We start from the raw sequence: 19,085 nt of genomic DNA on the forward strand, positions 1-19,085 counted from the left end.
ATAGAAACAATTTGAAATATTTGTAAATTTGGAAAAGGAGTTTTACATGGGCATCCGTATTACAGGTACAGGTCTCTATCATCCTGAAGAAGTGATTACCAATGAAGAATTGGTCGAAAGTTTAAATGCTTATGTGGAACAATTTAACAGCGTAAATGCTGAGAAAATTGAAGCGGGTGAAGTTGCAGCTCGTCGTGGTTCAAGTGCAGAATTTATTGAAAAAGCTTCAGGTGTAAAACGCCGTTATGTGATTGAAAAATCAGGTGTACTGGATATTAATCGTTTACGTCCACGCCTTGAAGAACGTACTGATGAAGAATTATCAATTCAAGCTGAATGGGGCGTGATTGCAGCAAAACAAGCGATGGAAAATGCAGGCGTAACTGCGGAAGACATCGATGTGGTGATTTTGGCTTGTTCAAATTTACAACGTGCATATCCTGCGGTTGCAGTTGAAATTCAAACTGCGTTGGGTATTCAAGGCTATGCTTATGACATGAATGTGGCGTGTTCTGCGGCAACATTTGGTTTGAAACAAGCGTATGATGCGGTAAAAACAGGCGCACGTCGTGTGTTGCTTGTAAATGTGGAAATTACGTCTGGTCATACAGACTATCGTTCACGTGATTGTCACTTTATTTTTGGTGATGTGGCGACAGCTTCAATCATTGAAGAGACAGACAGCAAATCAGGTTTTGAAATTGTAGATACGCATTTATTCACACAATTTTCAAACAATATCCGTAACAACTTCGGTTTCTTGAATGGTTCAGAATTGACTTCTCGTGACGATAAACAATTCCGTCAAGATGGTCGTAAAGTGTTTAAAGAAGTGTGTCCATTGGTGGCAAAAATCATTTCGACACAGTTGGAAAAGAACAGCATTCAACCTGAAAATGTGAAGCGTTTTTGGTTACACCAAGCCAATGCCAATATGAATGAATTGATTCTTAAATTGATCGTGGGTAAAGAAGTTGCTGAAGCTGATCCTGATCTTGTGCCAATCATTTTGGATGAGTTTGCCAATACTTCTTCTGCGGGTGTGATCATTGCATTGCATCGTACTGCCGATCAGGTGAGTGATGGTGAATATGGTGTGCTGTGTTCATTTGGTGCAGGCTATTCAGTCGGTTCGATTCTTGTACAGAAGCATGTGGTTTGATGTTGCATAATTCTTCTCTAATATAAATATCAAAACGGTTAATTTGGATTTTCTGTTTTGAAATATAATCCCTCCCAACCTCCCTTTAAAAAAGGGAGGGGTATCGCGCAACTTAGTGTAAGCGGATACGTAAAATTCCCCTCTTTTTAAAGAGGGGCTAGGGGAGATAATTTTTGGATTTGAAATAAAAATTTGTAGGGATACAACATGACCCAAAAAGAATTAAAAATTCAGCACAATTCAAAAATTATAAAAATGATCAGTGCTTTACAACGCTATTATTTCCGACCAACTTTTCTCGGTACTGAAAATCTCGACCCTCAAAAACCTGCCATGTATGTCGGCAATCATACCATTTATGGTGTGTTGGATTCTCCGATTCTGATTGATTACTTATTCAATGAACATAAAATTGCAGTGGTGAGTTTGGCGGATCACATCCATTTTCATCTCCCGATTTGGAAAGAAGTGGTCAAGCGAGTCGGTGGTGTCGATGGTATTCAAGAATATGCCAAAGAAGCCATGCGACAAGGCTATTCCATCCTTGTTTTTCCGGGTGGTGGACGAGAAGTGATTAAACGTAAAGGTGAAGCATATCAACTGATTTGGAAACAGCGCTTTGGCTTTTTAAAATTAGCCCAAGAATTTGGTTATGACATTGCACCCTTTGTTGCTTTGGGTGGAGACGAAGTTTTTGAGTTAGGTTTTGATGCCAATATATTGTTAAAGCAAAAATGGTTCAATAAATTATTGTCCAATAAAAAAATAGGTTCTTTTCTACGTCAGGGAGAAGTCATTCCCTCGATTCCAACGCATATTATCCCGAAAAGAATTCCGTTTTATTTTAAATTTATGCCCCGTTTAGCCATTGATCAGATTGAAACGATGGACGATATGATTGCATTTCGAGATGATCTGCAACAGTTGATTTATACCGAAATAGACAATTTAAAACAGGTTCGGGATAGTGATATAGCAGCGTCTAAATGATCAGAATTTTGTATTTTAATATTGATTGTTTTACCAAAAAAATAGGCTAATCTGTTTTCATCAAAATAAATGAAGAAAGAATAAAAATGTACACAGCTTCTTGTCTTTGTGGGGGTATTCAACTGAAAATTAATACCGAAATTCTACACGTATTTGTCTGTCATTGTCAGCAATGCCAAAAAGCCCAAGGTTCAGCCTTTGTCGCAATTGCACCGATTGAAACGAAAAATGTGGAAATCGTTAAAGGGCAAGAATTATGCTCAGAATATTATGCAACAACCAATAAAAAGCGGGTGTTCTGTAAATGCTGTGGTTCACCTTTGTTTAGTGCACGTTTGGATTTGCCTGATCTGATTCGTTTAAGAGTCGGGATTATTAATGAACCGTTAAAGGCTGAGATTGCATCACATGCATTTACTGACTATAAAGCTGCTTGGTTTGAAATTTTGGATGATCATCCGAAATTTAAGGAAAAATTAACATAATTTGAGAGACTTCTTTCGTAACATAGCATTGTAAAATTGGACAGAATCAGCAGTATTCCTGTGAGTGCATTGTTATTGAAGGTAGAGTGAAATAACAAAACTTAAATAAATTGTAGAATTTTTAGGCGCATACTGTTCCATGTAATAAAAAGTCACATAACAAGTAGAATTTTCATGTGAGGAGTATAGCAATGGATCTGATTTCATTATTGAAAGAAAGAGTGATACCTATTGTTTTAAAAGGTGAAACAACGGATTTAACCGAGAAAAGTACTGCACTGGCTGAATTTTTTCCATTTTTATTGGCGATTTTAAAGGGAAAGCCCAGTTTAATTTCTTTGTTTCAAAATAATTTAAACCCGAGATTAAGTGATTTATTTAATACACGTTCTGAACTGAAAGATCAGTTTTTAGCGAGCGTGAGTCAGCAAGTTCCTCAAGATGAAATTGAGCACCTACTCAATCGTTCAATTCCTGCGACTTTAAATGTTTTAGAGGATGAGGCAGGATCGCATGATCCTACAGTCATTCAACATTTTTTAGAGCAAAATCATGCAGATATTGGAGCAGGTTTAGCACCTTGGGCAAAAGCAATTTTAGCGGCTTTAGGTTTAGGAACTTTGGCGGGTACAGCAAATGTAACATCCCAGCCTGTAGCATCACCAACACATGCACCAATAGTTGAGGAGCAGAAGAAATCTAACTTTTGGTTGCCATTGATTGCATTGTTGATTTTACTGTTTTTGGCATTTTGGTTATTACGTAGTTGCAAAAATAATGAATCCACAGCACCTGTGACGGCAACGGAAAACACTGCAAATGTGAATCAACAGCCTGCGTATTTCCAAATTTCAACGGATCATACTGGTGGCTTAGTCACTTGTCAGGCAAAAATTGGTGATCCGAGTTTCATCGATATTTTACAAAAAGAAGTGAAGCAAATTTTTACTCATGAAAATGGCTGTGGCGCAGATTCAAGTCGTCATTTTAATGCGGCTTTGGTGGATCAAAATTCACTGGTGAGTGTTTTAAAATTATTGAAAGGTGTGCCAAATGTTTCAATGATTTGGACTGGAAATCAAATCACTTTACAAGGCGCTGATACAGCAGCTTTACAAGCTCTAGCAGATAAAATTAAACCTTTAGCAAAAGATGTACAAGTTGTGGTTGAACAGCCTGCTGTACTTGATGAAAATACTGCAGTGACCAGTAGTGTCGATAAAGCCAAAGAAGCACTGAGTCAAATTGATCCAAATCAAGTAAAACCTTTAGATATTGCAACAGCGTTGAATCTGCAAATTATTAACTTTGCCTCAGCATCTGCGGACATTCCAGATGTGAATAAATCTGTACTTGATCAAGCTTCGGTACTGATGAATAAAGTACAAAATGTACAGTTAGTGGTGAAAGGCTATACCGATGCAACAGGCAATGCGGCTGCCAATAAAACGCTTTCACAAAAGCGTGCTAAGTCAGTAGTGGACTATTTGGTTAGTAAAGGGGTTGATCCGAGTAAATTACAAGCACAAGGTTTTGGTCAAGAAAACCCTGTTGCGGATAATGCAACCAAAGAGGGTCAATTTAAAAATCGCCGTATTGAGTTTGAGGTGATCAATACTGAAACAGGCACTGTGCGTACAGTAGATGAACAGGGTGTTGAAAAAACCAATTAATTTCAAATGAAATCGAATGATGACGAGTGACTTTGGTCACTCGTTTTTATTTGCTTTCTCACTAGATTCATTGAAAAATAGATCAAGTGAAATCATTGCTTTATCAAAGAGAAACAGTCCTATGCGTATCAGTTTTATTGGTTCTGGTCGAGTTGCCACACATTTGGCACAAGCATTTGCTCAACAACATGATATTGTACAAATCATGAGTCCAAACTTTGCGAATGCACAAAAACTGGCAAATTTAGTTGCAGCTCAAGCGATCAATCACGTTGAACAAATGAATTACGAGATTGATCTTTGTGTGATTGCAGTCAGTGATCAAGCCATTTCTACCTGTATGCAGCAATTATCTCCGTATCTTAAAAATACGTTGGTGGTACATACTTCAGGTAGTACGCATCTTCATGTATTGGCAAAATATTATGAAAATGTTGGAGTATTTTATCCATTACAAACTTTTAGTTTTGAGCGTCAGATTGATTGGGACAATACACCATTATTTATTGAAGCAGCACAGTCTGAGCAAAGCGAAGTTTTACGAGAACTTGCAAATAGCCTAAGTAACAGTGTATATCAATATTCGTCTGAACAGCGCTTGAGTTTGCATTTGGCAGCAGTATTTGCATGTAATTTCAGTAATTATTGTTATGACATGGCAAAACAAATCGTGGATGCTCAACAGGTTGATTTTAATTTATTATTTCCTTTGATGCTGGAAACAGCGCATAAAGCAACACAGTATGATCCGCAAATGGTACAAACTGGACCAGCAATGCGTGGAGACCAAAATATTTTAAATATGCATCAAGGGTTATTAGCTGATACAAAACGTGATGATTTAGTGCAAGTCTACCGTTTATTGAGTGAACAAATTATGCAAAGACAAGTGAAATCCTAATGTATTGCAAATAGAGGTTGCGCCAAATCTATGTTCATTTTATAGTCGAATAAGTCTCACAATAACAGCTATAATATGAATACACATGCACATTTATTAGAACAAGTACAATGGAAAGATCTTGTCCATTTACAACAAAAAGATGTTTGGTCTGAACTGTTAATCTCTTTGCCATGGTTGATCATTTCTTTGGTCATGGCATATTTTGCATGGTATCCCATTGCATTATTTTGTTCATTTATGTTCTTTTTAACAGGCTTACGTCAAGTACATAATGCTTTTCATTTTGCTTTAGGCATCAGTCGAGAAAAAACCCATTGGGCAATGTTTGTGCTGAGTATTTTGATGCTCGGTTCAATGCATGCGGTGCAGATTAACCATTTACGTCATCACCAGTATTGTATGCAAGATGAAGATGTTGAAGCCAAAAGTGCCCGTATGAAATGGTGGCAAGCTTTTTTATTTGGTCCATTTTTTCCAATGATGTTACATAAAAAGGCATTTGCGGTTGGGACAAAAACGCAAAGAAAATGGATGAGTGCTGAACTATTGGCAAATGTTATTTTATTGATTGTCGTGTTTTTTATTTTAGATGTCACAATTTTAAAATATCACGTGATTGCGATGTTTATTGGACAATGTATGACTGCATTTTTTGCGGTGTGGACAGTGCATCATGACACTGAAGACCATGTGTATATGGCACGTACAGTGCGAAATGAGTTTAAACGGGTCGTGACTTACAATATGTTTTACCATGTAGAGCATCATTTGTTTCCTGCTGTGCCGACACGACATTTACATATTTTAGCCAAGCGTTTAGATGCATATGATCCAAGTGTGGAAATTAGAGAAGTTTTCTAGTCATCTACAGTCTTGTAGATTTTAAAAGCCTATTTTTTGACAATGAAAAATCAGCAATAGCCTTGAGTCGTATTGCTGATTTTATAACTTTTGGGGGAAATGAAGCTTTCTTTTAGTTGTCAGTGTTTAAGGATCATTAAGAGTAACTCACATGTGAGGAGCTATTTTCTTTTAAATATAACAATGCACTTTAGAACACTCAAAGAAGTGTTGTATTGGTTATATATTCTATGATTTCTAACTCAAAAAGCTGAGCTTTGAGCCATATTTATTACAAGTTTCACTTACATCATCATGACATTCTCATGAATTATTACAATTCAAACCCAAAAGATGAAAAAAATAAATATTGCGTAAAATGTTTTTACATATTGAATTTTAAAGAATTTTAATTAAATCAAAAACAAGTCATTAATTATCATAAAAGCGTCATAAAGCTGTAACTTATTTGTCATATTTTAAAATCAAAATGCAGTTATCCAAAAAGTACGCCATTGTGGAAGTTAAGTACTTATAATTGCAATTAAGAAAGAGAGAAAAGAATGCGCTTAAATCATATCGCAATTGCTTTAGCAGTTTCAGGGGCAGCAGTAGCATCTACAACACACGCAGCTCGTGATACGATCCAAATTGCTGGTTCTTCAACTGTACTTCCATATGCGAGTATTGTAGCTGAAGAATTTGGTAATACATTCCCGCAGTTTAAAGCACCTGTTGTTGGCTCTGGTGGTTCTTCTGCAGGTTTAAAACAATTCTGTTCTGGTGTGGGCGACAACACGATTGATATCGCAAACGCTTCTCGTAAAATTAAAGATACTGAAATTGCTGCATGTAAAAAAGCAGGCGTAAACCAAATCTTAGAAATCAAAATTGGTTATGATGGTATCGTATTTGCTTCAAACTCAAATAAAGCAGCGTATAAATTACGTCCACAACATGTATTTGCAGCTTTAGCCGCTGAATTACCTTCAAACGGTAAAATGGTGCCAAACCCATATACACGTTGGAACCAAATCGACAAAGCATTACCAAATGAACCGATTACTTTGGTAATTCCAGCATCGAATCATGGTACACGTGAAGTCTTCCAAGAAAAAATGGTTGATGCAGGTTGTGAAGCATATGAAGCAATCAAAAAATTAGACAAAGATGCGATGAAGAAAGCATGTTCAACTTTCCGTAAAGATGGAAAAGTGATTGAAATTGCAGGTGACTACACTGAAACATTGGCACGTTTAAAAACTTCTCCAAGTGCAGTAGGTGTCTTTGGTCTAGGTTTCTATGATCAAAACCGTGACAAGTTACGTGTAGCGACTGTGAATAATGTTTCTCCATCTGAGCAAACGATTTTGAATGGTTCTTATCCAGTATCTCGCCCATTATTCTTTTATGTGAAAGGCGAACATTTAAAATCAATCAAAGGCTTACCACAATTTACAGAGTTTTTCTTGAGTAAAAAAGTTTCTGGTAAAGGCTCAAAACTTGAAAGAGCAGGTCTAATTTCAATGTCTGATGCTGAGCGTGCAAAAATTCTTGCAGCATTCAAAGCAGGTCAAGGCGTTAAATAATTTTAAAAGATAAAAAGGCTAATGGTGGGTGACTGCCATTGGCATTTTTTGCTAAGCAGTGTTTTTTCAAGCACGACATTGAGAAAACTGTGGAGAATGCATGAATCTGCTACTTATTGGCGTGTTATTGGCTCTCGTGGCAATCGCGTATCAAATCGGATTAAGTAAAAGTCGAAATATAGCGGGTAAAGGGAAAAACTCAGCTACCTTACATTCACGTCCAGGTTACTATGGGGCACTGGTTGCTTTGTGGTGTGGGATTCCAGCATTTTTGATTTTAATTGTATGGAATCTGGTTGAGCCTAATTTATTAAAACAGATTATTTTAAATCATGTTCCTGCATCAGTTGTCGCATCTTCCGATCATGCTAGTCTTCAAGTTCTTGTTGAGCGTGTTAAAGCGATTGCTTCTGGCTTTGGGGTGAGTGATACACCTGCTGCATATGAAGTTGCCGCAGCTGCAGAGTTAAAGAAAGTTCAAACAATTGGTTCATTTGCTAAATTTGCTGTGGTGATTTGTGCAGCATTACTTGGTTTAGTTTGGGCGAAAAAGCGTGTCGAAAAACAATACAGAGCACGTAATAAAGTTGAAAAAGCCATTAATGTGGCATTGGCACTATGTTCTGGTGTTGCGATTTTAACCACAATTGGTATCGTGATGTCGATGTTTAGTGAAGCAATGCGCTTCTTCCAATTTGTCAGCCCATTAGAATTTTTCTTAGGCACAGAATGGAATCCTGGCTTCAGTACATCAGGAAGTGCGGAAGGAAGTTATGGTTTATTACCACTTCTTTGGGGCACACTCATGGTCAGTATTGTGGCACTTGTGGTTGCAGTTCCTATTGGTTTAATGATTGCAATTTATTTGGCTGAATATGCTTCTCCTCGATTCCGTTCTTGGGCAAAACCAGCCATTGAAATTTTAGCGGGTATTCCAACCATCGTGTATGGCGTATTTGCCTTGATGATCATTGGTCCATTTTTCAAAATGGCAGGTGATACGATTGGTTTGAATATTAATGCAACCAGCGCATTAACTGCAGGTTTCGTGATGGGGATTATGATCATCCCATTCGTATCATCATTGTCTGACGATATTATTACCCAAGTGCCACGAGCTTTACGTGATGGTTCTTTGGGACTAGGTGCAACTAAGTCTGAAACCATTCGCCGTGTGGTGATGCCTGCTGCATTGCCTGGTGTTATTGGTGCATTCTTGTTGGCTGCATCTCGTGCGATTGGTGAGACTATGATTGTGGTCTTGGCAGCTGGGAATAGCCCATTATTGCATGTTAATCCACTTGAAGCAGTTTCAACAGTGACAGTCACAATCGTCAACCAATTGACAGGTGATACAGACTTTGCAAGTCCACAAGCATTGGTGGCATTTGCCTTAGGTTTGACTTTGTTTGTGATTACATTGGGTCTAAATATCGTTGCACTTTACATTGTGCGTAAATATCGTGAGCAATACGAATGAGTACATCAAATACATCTCCAGTGGATCAAAATGTATTTGATCCTCGTTTAGCAGAAGAATTACGCCAAAAGCGTAAAGCAAAAATTGAAAAATCGTTGGCTTCGCGTCATCGTACTGAAAAATCTTTCCGTTTCTTTGGTTTAGCTTCAGTGATCATTGGATTAGCATTTGTTGCATTACTTTTTGGAAGCATTTTAGCCAAAGGTTTACCTGCATTTTGGCAAGCAAGTGTCAATGTTCCTGTCTATTTTGATCCAAAAATCATTGATGCAGGTCCACAGCCAACACAGTCTCAAAATGAATCGCCAGCACAATTTCAAGAACGTTTTGTGGAATGGCAAACCAAGATGGGGATGGTTGATTGGGATGCTTTACTTGTAAATGGTATGATTACAAAAGACCCGAAATTAGCAGAATATCGTGATGATTTGGGGAGTATTTACACCAGTTCAGAAGCATATCGCTTACGTGATATGGTGATGAAAGATCCTGCATTGATTGGTCAAAAGAAAGATGTAAAAGTCTTGGCAGATGCAAATATTGATGTGTGGCTTGCAGGTAATATTGACCGTACTTTACCTGATGATCAGCAACAATTAAGTCCTGAAGTGCGTAAATTAGCCGATACGATGGTGGCATCGGGTGATATGGATCGTACTTTCAATACACAATTATTCACCAATCCAGACTCTCGCAGTTCTCCTGCAACGGCAGGTTTAGCGGGTGCATTCATGGGTTCATTGTTCATGATGCTGATCGTGATTTTTATCTCGATTCCAATCGGTGTAGCATCTGCGGTTTACCTTGAAGAATTTGCAAAACAAAACTGGTTAACGGACATCATTGAAGTCAATATTAATAATTTGGCTGCTGTTCCTTCGATTGTATTTGGTTTGTTGGGTGCTTCGATCTTTGTAGGTTGGATGCATATGCCAATTTCTGCACCATTGGTTGGTGGTTTGGTCTTAAGCCTAATGACTTTACCTACAGTCATCATTACTACACGTGCTTCATTAAAAGCTGTACCACCTTCGATTCGTCAAGCCGCTTTGGGTCTCGGTGCATCACGTGTACAAACCATTTTCCATCATGTTTTACCTTTGGCTTTACCTGGTATTTTAACGGGTGCGATTATTGGTGTTGCACAAGCACTCGGTGAAACTGCACCGTTACTCTTGATTGGGATGAGCGCATTCGTTGCGAATATTCCTGCAACGCCTTTAGATCAATCAACGGCTTTACCTGTACAAGTATTCTTATGGCAAGGTAATGAATTACGTAACTTCTTTGAGGGGCGTACTGCGGCTGCCATTATTGTATTACTTGGCTTAATGATTTTACTCAATAGCTTTGCAATTTGGTTGCGTAAGAAGTTTGAAGTACGCTGGTAATTGAGGACAAAATATGAGTACTCTAGATATTAAAAATTCCTTAGAAAAGGATCAATCCGTGAATCAAGATCACACACAATTTACGTCTCAAGAAACTGAGCAAAAACGCCCTGCGACTTCATTTGTTTCGCAATTTGACTCAAATAGTACGCCTAAAAAAGATCCAGCAACGACTGTGAAAATCAGTGCGCAAGATGCCCATGTGTATTATGGTGACTTTGAAGCGATCAAAGGCATTGATTTACAAATTTATGAAAATGAAGTAATTGCTTTTATTGGACCTTCAGGTTGTGGTAAATCAACATTCTTACGTACTTTAAATCGTATGAATGACACCATTGATGGCTGCCGTGTTACAGGTAAAGTGACTTTAGATAATCAAGATATTTATGATCCAAATCTTGATGTGGTATTGCTTCGTGCACAAGTGGGAATGGTGTTCCAAAAGCCAAACCCATTCCCAAAATCAATTTTTGATAATGTTGCCTATGGTCCAAAACTTCATGGTTTAGCACGTGATAAATATGACATGGAAGAAATTGTTGAAAATAGTTTACGTAAAGCAGGTTTGTGGGACGAAGTAAAAGATCGTTTGAACCAACCTGGTACAGGTTTGTCAGGTGGTCAACAGCAACGTTTATGTATTGCACGTACAATTGCTGTCAGTCCTGAAGTGATTTTGATGGATGAGCCATGTTCTGCGCTTGACCCGATTGCAACAGCAAAAGTAGAAGAATTGATTTCTGAATTGTCGAATCAATATACGATTGCGATTGTGACGCATTCAATGCAACAAGCAGCACGTGTATCTGATCGTACTGCTTATTTCCATTTAGGTGATTTGATCGAAGTAAACTCAACTGAAAAAGTGTTTACACAGCCCGACCATCAGCTTACAGAAGCGTATATTACGGGTCGTTTTGGTTAAGCCTATATTTTCATGATTGAATAAAATGTCTAAAAAAGCCCCTGATTAATTCAGGGGCTTTATTTATGGAGCTTAAATTTATATCCGCAGTTTATTTAGCCTTCGCTTGCGTCATTGGAGTGGCTTCAGTCGTTATTTCACTACCGTTTTCTTCAGATGGTTCTACTGCCTTTTTCTTTGCAGATTTTTCCTTGTCTTTTTTCTTCTTCTTTTTGTCTTTTTTCTTTGGTTCTTCCTCGATTTCGACACCATCTTCAAGCGCTTGCCAGTACTCAAGTTGTGCCATCACTGCAGCATAGATCGAGCCTTTGCTATAGCGACCTTTTTTATCAAGTGTACCAACAGGGCGAGCCATTAAAATTTCAAGGGCTTGGTCAATGGTGTCAATCGCATGAATATGAAATTGTCCTTGTGCAACTGCATCAATTACATCTTGGCGAAGCATCAGATGCTGCATATTTTGACGTGGAATAATGACACCTTGTTTGCCTGTAAAACCTTGTAATTTACAAGCATCAAAGAAGCCTTCAATTTTGGCATTTACGCCCCCAATGGGTTGAACTTGACCTAATTGATTCATTGAGCCTGTGATTGCCCAAGACTGATCAATTGGTAGTTGGCTAATTGCAGAAATGAGTGCAGACAACTCAGCAACTGTTGCGCTGTCACCATCGACTTGACCATAACTTTGTTCAAATGCCAAAGCTGCTGAGAAGTGCAGAATTTGTTCACGTCCAAAGTGTGCTTTTAAGAAACTTGACATCAATAACACACCTTTGGCATGTAGCGAGCCACCTAATTCCACACTGCGTTCAATGTCAAGAATATCACCACCACCTTGATATACCGAAGCTGTCAAACGTGAGGGTAAACCAAATTCGACATCAGCATATTGAATCACCGAAAGGGCATTAATTTGTCCTAAACGATGACCTTTGGTTTCAATCAATTGTGTGCCACGTGACAAGTCTTGCCAATACAATTCTCTTAAATAGCCTAAGCGATATTGACGATGCTTCAATGCCGTATTGATATGCTGTGCTGTAACCATTTTTTCTTGTTGCTGCGCAGCATGGTGATGGGACTCACGAATTAGATCACCTAAAGTTGATGCGTGTAGAGACAATGAACTTTGGTCTTCGGCTTGACGACTTGAATCAGTGAGCAATGCGGACAGGGCAGAACGATCAAAAGGCAATAATTTGTCTTGCTGCACATAGTCGGCAATCAATTGCATATAGGCTTGTTCATTTTCGTCATTACGTTGTAATGTATCTGTAAAGTCAGCACGAATTTTAAAAACGCTACCAAGTTCAGGCTCTACCTCTAAAATCTCATAATAGATTTCAGGTTCAGCCATTAGAATGACTTTGAGATTCAGTGGAATAGATTCTGGCTCAATGGAAATACTGCCTGTTAAAGTCAGCATGTGTTCCAGTGAAGAAAGTTTGAGTTGTCCTGATTTTAATGCACGTTTTAACCCTTGCCATGCATAAGGTTGCTCAAGTAATTGTTCCGCTTCAAGCATCAAAAAACCACCATTGGCTTGATGCAAAGTCCCCGGGCGAATCAAGGTGAAATCTGTGGTAATTGTGCCATTTTGCGTGAGTTGTTCAACATGTCCCAATAAATTGTAATGTGTTGGAAAATCTTCAAAAATGACAGGTGCGCCAGAATTGGCTTTATTACTAATCACCACGTTGGCTTGATAGCGAGCAGGCACACGATTGAACAAAGAGGGAGAAAACTCAACACCTTCTTGGTCGATCACTGTCTCCACATTTTCAATAATATCTTGTGCATATAGTTTTAAGTATTGTTCTAAACCTTGTACGCCATCAAATTTATTTAAAATTTGTTCCATACGAGGAATGATCACTTGTTTGGCTATATCACGGTTCAGTTCAGACACTTGATCACGGGCATCATCTTCAAGATCACCAAGTTGTAAACCTAAACGTTCTAATTTTTTATCCATATAGCGGATATTGGCATTGATTTCGGCACGTTCTTTATTTGTAAGAGCATTTAGATCTTCTTGAGACATTTCTTGTGCTTTATCATCAATATAATGCACAGGCACAAACATGTGTTCATCGTGACGATTAATGAGTTTTAAATCCAGAATTTCGCCTTCTTTGGTCAGTTCAACTAATGCTTGTTGTTGCTCATTGCCTGTAACTTGGCGAATTTGTTCAATGCGATTGTGATAGGTTTCAGCACTAAAACGGCGTTCAAGTTGTTTTAAAATGGTTTGCCAAGCTTGATGCAGTAAAGCTTGGAATTTACTGCCTTGTCCTGCTGGGAAACATAGCGCTAAAGGCTGACGTGCATTTTTAAAATTATTAACATAGACCCAATCATCAGGCGTAGGCATGGTTTTGGCATGTTGCTGGAGTAAACGCTTAATCATGGTGCGTTTACCTAAGCCTGCTGTACCAACTGCAAAAATATTGTAGCCAGAATAAGGTAAAGAAATACCTGCTTCAACAGAAGCACGTGCACGATCTTGACCTAAAAAGTTGTTTAATGGTTTGATACGTTTGGTTGAAAATGGAATATTTGAGCTATTTGGAATATGCGTCAGTTGTTCTGGTTTTAAGGCTGTTTTCGTCAAGGTATTTTGAATTTCCGTCTGGTCAAATACTGAGGCTAAAGTGGATTCGATTTGTTTTGAATGATTTGTTGTGGTTACAGTTGAAACAGTGCTTGAACTTAATTGGTCGTGTCTTTGGGTCACAGGTGAAATCCAAAACTAAATAGAAGTTGAAAGCTTTAAGGTATACAGGTTTGCCCTAAAAGATCAAGCGTTGATGCTGTAAATAACAACAAATTTGCTGCTTGGTTTCATAAAAGTGATTGAAACCATTTGCATTAAGCGGTTGAATAGCATTATTTCATTTTGCAGAAAATAACAACCGAATGTCTACGCAAAACTCAGCTCAATTGCCTGAACAAAAAACAGGCTGGAAATCTGCTTTTCTCGCATTTCTAGATCGACGTGCCTTGATCATGTTATTCCTTGGTTTTTCCGCAGGGATTCCGATTTTACTGATTTTCTCAAGTCTGTCTTTGTGGTTAGGTGAAGCAGGCATTGATAAAAGCGCAGTGACTTTTTTTAGCTGGGCGGCATTGGGCTATTCATTTAAATTTGTTTGGGCACCATTAATTGATGAAATTCCACTGCCTGTATTGACCAAAAAATTAGGACGCAGACGTGCTTGGTTGTTAATGGCACAAATTCTGATTATCTGTGCGATTTGTATTATGGCTTTTTCTGATCCAGCACTTGGACAAAGCTATTTATATCAAATGGCAATCGGTGCGGTTTTACTGGGTTTTTCTGCGGCAACCCAAGATATTGTCATTGATGCCTATCGTATTGAGCTTGCTGAAACTGAAATGCAAACCGTTTTAGCATCGACCTATAATGCGGGTTATCGCATCGGGATGATCATTGCAGGAGCGGGTGCATTATTTTTAGCAGCTAAACTGGGTACAGCCAAAGGCAATTATATTTATGAGGCTTGGAAATATACCTATTTAGCAATGGCTGCGGTGATGTGCGTGGGGATTGTGACGACATTAAGTATTCGTGAACCACAGGTGAATCGTGTAGATAAACATTATCAACGGACAGATTATTTCCGTTTGGTTGCGGTCTTTTTTGTTGCTGTCAGTAGTTTTGTTGCCAGTTATATTTTTTCAGGATTATTAACTTCGGCATTGGTAGAACAGTTCACGATTCAAGACAGTTTCTTATTATTTTGTGTGGAAGCTGTACGTTTCATAGGTTCAGGTGCGGTTGCTGTTTTAGTTGCGTATGCATTGATTCAAATCGGTGCTGTAAATAAGCAAATGGCACATGAAACATGGGTCAATCCAATCGCAGATTTCTTTAAACGTTATGGGGTTAAACTTGCACTTGTTTTGTTATTGCTGATCGGTTTTTATCGTATTTCGGACATTATTGCAGGTGTGATTTCGAATGTCTATTACCAAGATTTAAACTTTACGAAAGAGCAAATCGCTGAAGCTGTTAAAATTTACGGGGTGATTTTTAGTCTAGTTGGTGGTTTTCTTGGTGGCTTACTTGCACAACGTATGAACATTATGAAGTTGATGTTTGTCGGTGCAGTACTTGCTAGCTCAACCAATTTGATTTTTATTGGCTTAGTAAAATCAGGTAAGCCGATGGATCAAGTGACTGTACAAGTGGGGCAACAGCAATTTGAGGCAACGCCTGATGAAGTGGGTTATTGGAAAGTTCAAGTGCCTAGTCAAACTTTGGCAACTGCATCTGAATTAAACATTCATTCACAATATCAAGATCAATCAGAACAAGTTGCTGTAACCATGCCTTATTTACAGGATAATGGCACAGCACAAATTCAACTTTTACCGATCAGCAGTGATAACACGCTGTCTGAAGCTGAATTAAAACAAAATGTGGTTGTAAAAGGACAATTGGTTGGGGTAAATGCAGCAGATTTAAAAGCAGAACAAGCGATTACATTAAAATTGGATGCTAAAGAGTTTCCTGCAAAATTAGATAAAGAGGGCACATTTACGGGTTCAATTGATGCGCAAGCTTTGCAAAGCTCAGTAACGAAAACTATCACTGCTAGCGTAAATTTTAAGGATGTCAATCAAACTTTAACAGCACAAAAAAGTTATCAAATTGCAGAGAGCAACAGTACTTTAGCCATAGATGTTAATCCAATCCAAGCAGTCAAGGCGAATCATTCAGATGATGCGATTGAAATTAAGGGTAAGCTGATCGAGCCGTATAGCTCAGGTTGGTTATATTTTGCAATTATTGTGGATAATATGGCATCAGGTTTAGCAGGTGCTGCATTTATTGCATTTCTTTCTAGTTTGACCAGTGTGTCATTTACCGCAGTTCAATATGCGATTTTCAGTTCATTAATGACTTTGACACCGAAAATTTTAGGTGGATATTCAGGTACGATTGTCAGCAATATAGGTTATCCAAAGTTCTTTTTGATGACGACATTTATTGGCATTCCGATTTTAATTTTGGTGGTTTGGGTGGCTAAATTGCTACGAGAACATCAAAACTTTTCTCAAAACTAAAAGGTGAATTATATGCGCATGCTGCATACCATGTTACGTGTAGGCAATTTAGAACAATCGTTAAAGTTCTATACTGAAGTACTTGGAATGACCTTGCTTCGTAAACGTGACTATGAAGAAGGTCGTTTTACATTGGCTTTTGTTGGCTATGGTGATGAAGCAAACCATACAGTGCTTGAGTTGACACATAACTGGGATACTTCAAGCTATGAATTAGGCAATGCCTATGGGCATATTGCGATTGCTGTCGATGATGTTTATAAAGCTTGTGAAGAAATTAAAGCGCGTGGTGGTAATGTTGTCCGTGAAGCGGGTCCAATGAAAGGTGGCGTGACTGTGATTGCTTTTGTTGAAGATCCTGATGGCTATAAAATTGAACTTATTCAACAAGACCTAAATGCTCGAAATAATTGAGTTTTGTATATGATATAGCCAAATGAAATAGTGAACATTTCTATAGAAGTGTTCGCTTTATGAAAAAAGCTCAGTAAGATCATTGTTTACCTTTAGGTAAATTCATCGCACTGAGCTTTTTTGTAGGCTTAAATTTCATTAAAAAAACAGGATGTTTCAGATGAATATATTAAAACTGTTGGCACTCGATCGTTTTACCATTTTATTGATTGTGATGGTCATTCTTGCAAGCTTTTTACCTGTTCACGGGCAAGCTGCTGATATTTTTGGTAAAATCACAACCATTGCTATTGCAATCTTGTTTTTTTTACATGGTGCAAAGCTTTCAAGAGAAGCCATTATAGAAGGTGTCTTGCACTGGAGACTGCATGCGGTGGTATTTGCATTTACCTTTGCAGTATTTCCAATCATTGGTTTATTGGCGAAACCTATTTTATTGCCAGTACTTGGGCAAGAATTATACTGGGGCTTCCTGTTTATGTGCTTTTTGCCATCTACAGTACAGTCATCGATTGCATTTACTTCTGTTGCCAAAGGGAATGTTGCAGCAGCGGTGTGTAGTGCGTCATTTTCTAATCTAATTGGTATGTTTATTACTCCGATTTTGGTGAGTTTTTTTATTTTTGGGCAGTCGAAACATGACTATGATCCAACCTCATCCATTATTGAAATTACCTTATTATTACTTGTGCCATTTATCGCAGGGCAGTTATTACGACCTTATGTATTCCCATTCATGCAAAAAGTGCCGAGTATCGTAAAGACCTTTGACCAAGGTACGATTTTAATGGTGGTTTATGGTGCATTTAGTGGGGCAGTGGTTGCAGGTTTATGGCACCAAGTAAGTTGGACAACGCTATTTTATTTAACTTTGGCATGTTCGGTTTTCTTGACCATTATTATGTTGTTGGCATTGTATATTCCAAAATGGCTTGGTTTTAATAAGTCTGATCAAATTGCGATTTTCTTCTGTGGTTCTAAAAAAACGCTAGCGAGTGGTGTACCGATGGCACAAATTTTATTTATTGGACAGCCGATTGGAATGATTGTATTGCCAATTATGATTTTCCATCAGATTCAGCTTATGGTTTGTGGAATAATTGCCAATTATTGGTCGAAACAGAAAGATTGAAAATATACCTCAATATAAATAATTTATATTGAGGTAATAAAATAAATAACAGGTTTTAACAAAACTTATGAAAAAGTTAATGAGTCTATTAATTTTTCAAATTTGCACTAAGTACTGTATTTAAAGTAAACATGTAATAAAAACATCACAACACCTATTTTGTGTAAATTATGAAAAAGCTATGACATGTTTAATTTATATAGACCACTTATAAATGATGTGGACTCAGGATTTTAGACCACAGCTATAAGTGATAATCTACTCCCTAATGAGCATGGGAAATGCTTGTTTTTGGAGTCAAATATGACACGAAGAAAACGTCGTAATCACTCAGCAGAATTTAAAGCTAAGGCTGCATTAGCAGCACTGAAAGGCGATCAAACACTTGCTGAGCTTTCTGTTCAATTTTATGAAGAAACGCGTATGAGATGGATTTATTGTGAGATTGTACCTTGATTTACCTGAAATCAACTAAAAATTATTGACCGTTTTTACAAAAGCAATTGTGTTAATGGTACTAATTTTTGTTTGATTAATGGTCAACATTACTTTAATGTGGTATTAAATTGCTAATCTGGAGATTTATAAGTGTCTAATGATAAAATTAGTTTTATTCAAAATAATAAAAATATTAGTATAAAAATTGCTGATATCAAAACATCATTTATTGAAAAAAATAAGATATTGTTTGTATTGAAAAATGGAGAAATGGTTGAGGTTGATGTTTTAGAAAGTTTTAATTTAAATATAATAAATGAGAACAATCAAATTGTTTCTTTTTTGAATAATCAAAAAATGGGAGATAATGATTTATTGTTTTTTAAAAAGAAGTTGGAAGAGTTAAATGAAACTTCTGATTTGTCATTATATATAGGTAGTGGTTTAGGGATGGGAGCTCTTTTAGTTGGAGGAGCACTTTTATCTTCTTCTGAGTCTAATAAAATAGACAGTAATAAGCTATCTATAATATCATCAAATCTCTCAACTAATGGAAGTATTG

16 protein-coding genes are annotated in these 19,085 nt (G+C 37.6%); 15 read left to right on the plus strand and 1 reads right to left on the minus strand.

The annotated features are described in order from the left end of the window. Positions 1-46 precede the first annotated feature (46 nt). The 10 genes from AVJ19_RS04570 (at position 47) to pstB (ending at position 11,442) form a co-directional block, all read left to right on the plus strand. Positions 47-1,162 carry a beta-ketoacyl-ACP synthase III gene (locus tag AVJ19_RS04570; protein WP_068972750.1) on the plus strand — a complete coding sequence of 372 codons (1,116 nt, stop codon included), beginning with the start codon at positions 47-49 and terminating at the stop codon, positions 1,160-1,162. 207 nt (positions 1,163-1,369) lie between these two features. After that, complete coding sequence (locus AVJ19_RS04575) at positions 1,370-2,152, plus strand: lysophospholipid acyltransferase family protein (protein WP_111858608.1); 783 nt, start codon at positions 1,370-1,372, stop codon at positions 2,150-2,152. Between the two features lie 86 nt (positions 2,153-2,238). Continuing rightward, positions 2,239-2,637: a GFA family protein gene (locus tag AVJ19_RS04580; protein ID WP_111858609.1), complete on the plus strand. Its 399-nt coding sequence runs from the start codon at positions 2,239-2,241 to the stop codon at positions 2,635-2,637. A 191-nt stretch (positions 2,638-2,828) separates the two neighbouring features. Then, positions 2,829-4,310 carry an OmpA family protein gene (locus AVJ19_RS04585; RefSeq protein WP_322873940.1) on the plus strand — a complete coding sequence of 494 codons (1,482 nt, stop codon included), beginning with the start codon at positions 2,829-2,831 and terminating at the stop codon, positions 4,308-4,310. A 121-nt stretch (positions 4,311-4,431) separates the two neighbouring features. Then, the gene (locus AVJ19_RS04590) at positions 4,432-5,211 is read left to right on the plus strand and encodes a Rossmann-like and DUF2520 domain-containing protein (protein WP_416240567.1); all 780 of its coding nucleotides are present in this window, start codon (positions 4,432-4,434) and stop codon (positions 5,209-5,211) included. A gap of 75 nt (positions 5,212-5,286) precedes the next feature. Then, complete coding sequence (locus AVJ19_RS04595) at positions 5,287-6,075, plus strand: fatty acid desaturase family protein (RefSeq protein ID WP_111858611.1); 789 nt, start codon at positions 5,287-5,289, stop codon at positions 6,073-6,075. A gap of 542 nt (positions 6,076-6,617) precedes the next feature. Continuing rightward, positions 6,618-7,643, plus strand: a complete 1,026-nt coding sequence (locus AVJ19_RS04600; RefSeq protein WP_111858612.1) for a substrate-binding domain-containing protein — start codon at positions 6,618-6,620, stop codon at positions 7,641-7,643. A 100-nt stretch (positions 7,644-7,743) separates the two neighbouring features. Beyond that, complete coding sequence (gene pstC, locus AVJ19_RS04605) at positions 7,744-9,123, plus strand: phosphate ABC transporter permease subunit PstC (RefSeq protein WP_111858613.1); 1,380 nt, start codon at positions 7,744-7,746, stop codon at positions 9,121-9,123. Then, a complete protein-coding gene (gene pstA, locus AVJ19_RS04610; protein ID WP_111858614.1) occupies positions 9,120-10,514 on the plus strand; it encodes a phosphate ABC transporter permease PstA in 1,395 nt (464 codons plus the stop codon). The genes pstC and pstA overlap by 4 nt, the downstream gene beginning before the upstream one ends. A gap of 13 nt (positions 10,515-10,527) precedes the next feature. Continuing rightward, positions 10,528-11,442 carry a phosphate ABC transporter ATP-binding protein PstB gene (gene pstB, locus AVJ19_RS04615; protein WP_111858615.1) on the plus strand — a complete coding sequence of 305 codons (915 nt, stop codon included), beginning with the start codon at positions 10,528-10,530 and terminating at the stop codon, positions 11,440-11,442. A 91-nt stretch (positions 11,443-11,533) separates the two neighbouring features. Here pstB and AVJ19_RS04620 read toward each other — a convergent pair whose 3' ends face one another. After that, positions 11,534-14,182 (minus strand): Lon protease family protein, encoded by a 2,649-nt coding sequence (locus AVJ19_RS04620; protein ID WP_111858616.1) that lies wholly within the window; start codon positions 14,180-14,182, stop codon positions 11,534-11,536. Between the two features lie 206 nt (positions 14,183-14,388). Between AVJ19_RS04620 and AVJ19_RS04625 the strand changes: the two genes are divergently transcribed. The 5 genes from AVJ19_RS04625 to AVJ19_RS04640 form a co-directional block, all read left to right on the plus strand. Continuing rightward, positions 14,389-16,539, plus strand: a complete 2,151-nt coding sequence (locus AVJ19_RS04625) for an AmpG family muropeptide MFS transporter (RefSeq protein ID WP_111858625.1) — start codon at positions 14,389-14,391, stop codon at positions 16,537-16,539. A gap of 12 nt (positions 16,540-16,551) precedes the next feature. Further along, complete coding sequence (gloA, locus tag AVJ19_RS04630; RefSeq protein ID WP_111858617.1) at positions 16,552-16,953, plus strand: lactoylglutathione lyase; 402 nt, start codon at positions 16,552-16,554, stop codon at positions 16,951-16,953. 160 nt (positions 16,954-17,113) lie between these two features. Continuing rightward, complete coding sequence (locus tag AVJ19_RS04635; RefSeq protein ID WP_111858618.1) at positions 17,114-18,085, plus strand: bile acid:sodium symporter family protein; 972 nt, start codon at positions 17,114-17,116, stop codon at positions 18,083-18,085. Between the two features lie 303 nt (positions 18,086-18,388). Then, positions 18,389-18,541 (plus strand): hypothetical protein, encoded by a 153-nt coding sequence (locus tag AVJ19_RS21990; RefSeq protein ID WP_162626532.1) that lies wholly within the window; start codon positions 18,389-18,391, stop codon positions 18,539-18,541. Between the two features lie 132 nt (positions 18,542-18,673). Next, positions 18,674-19,085: hypothetical protein (locus AVJ19_RS04640; RefSeq protein WP_162626536.1), on the plus strand; the 412-nt coding region annotated here is incomplete at its 3' end.

The organism is Acinetobacter sp. CFCC 10889, from assembly GCF_003268395.1.
GTDB lineage: Bacteria > Pseudomonadota > Gammaproteobacteria > Pseudomonadales > Moraxellaceae > Acinetobacter.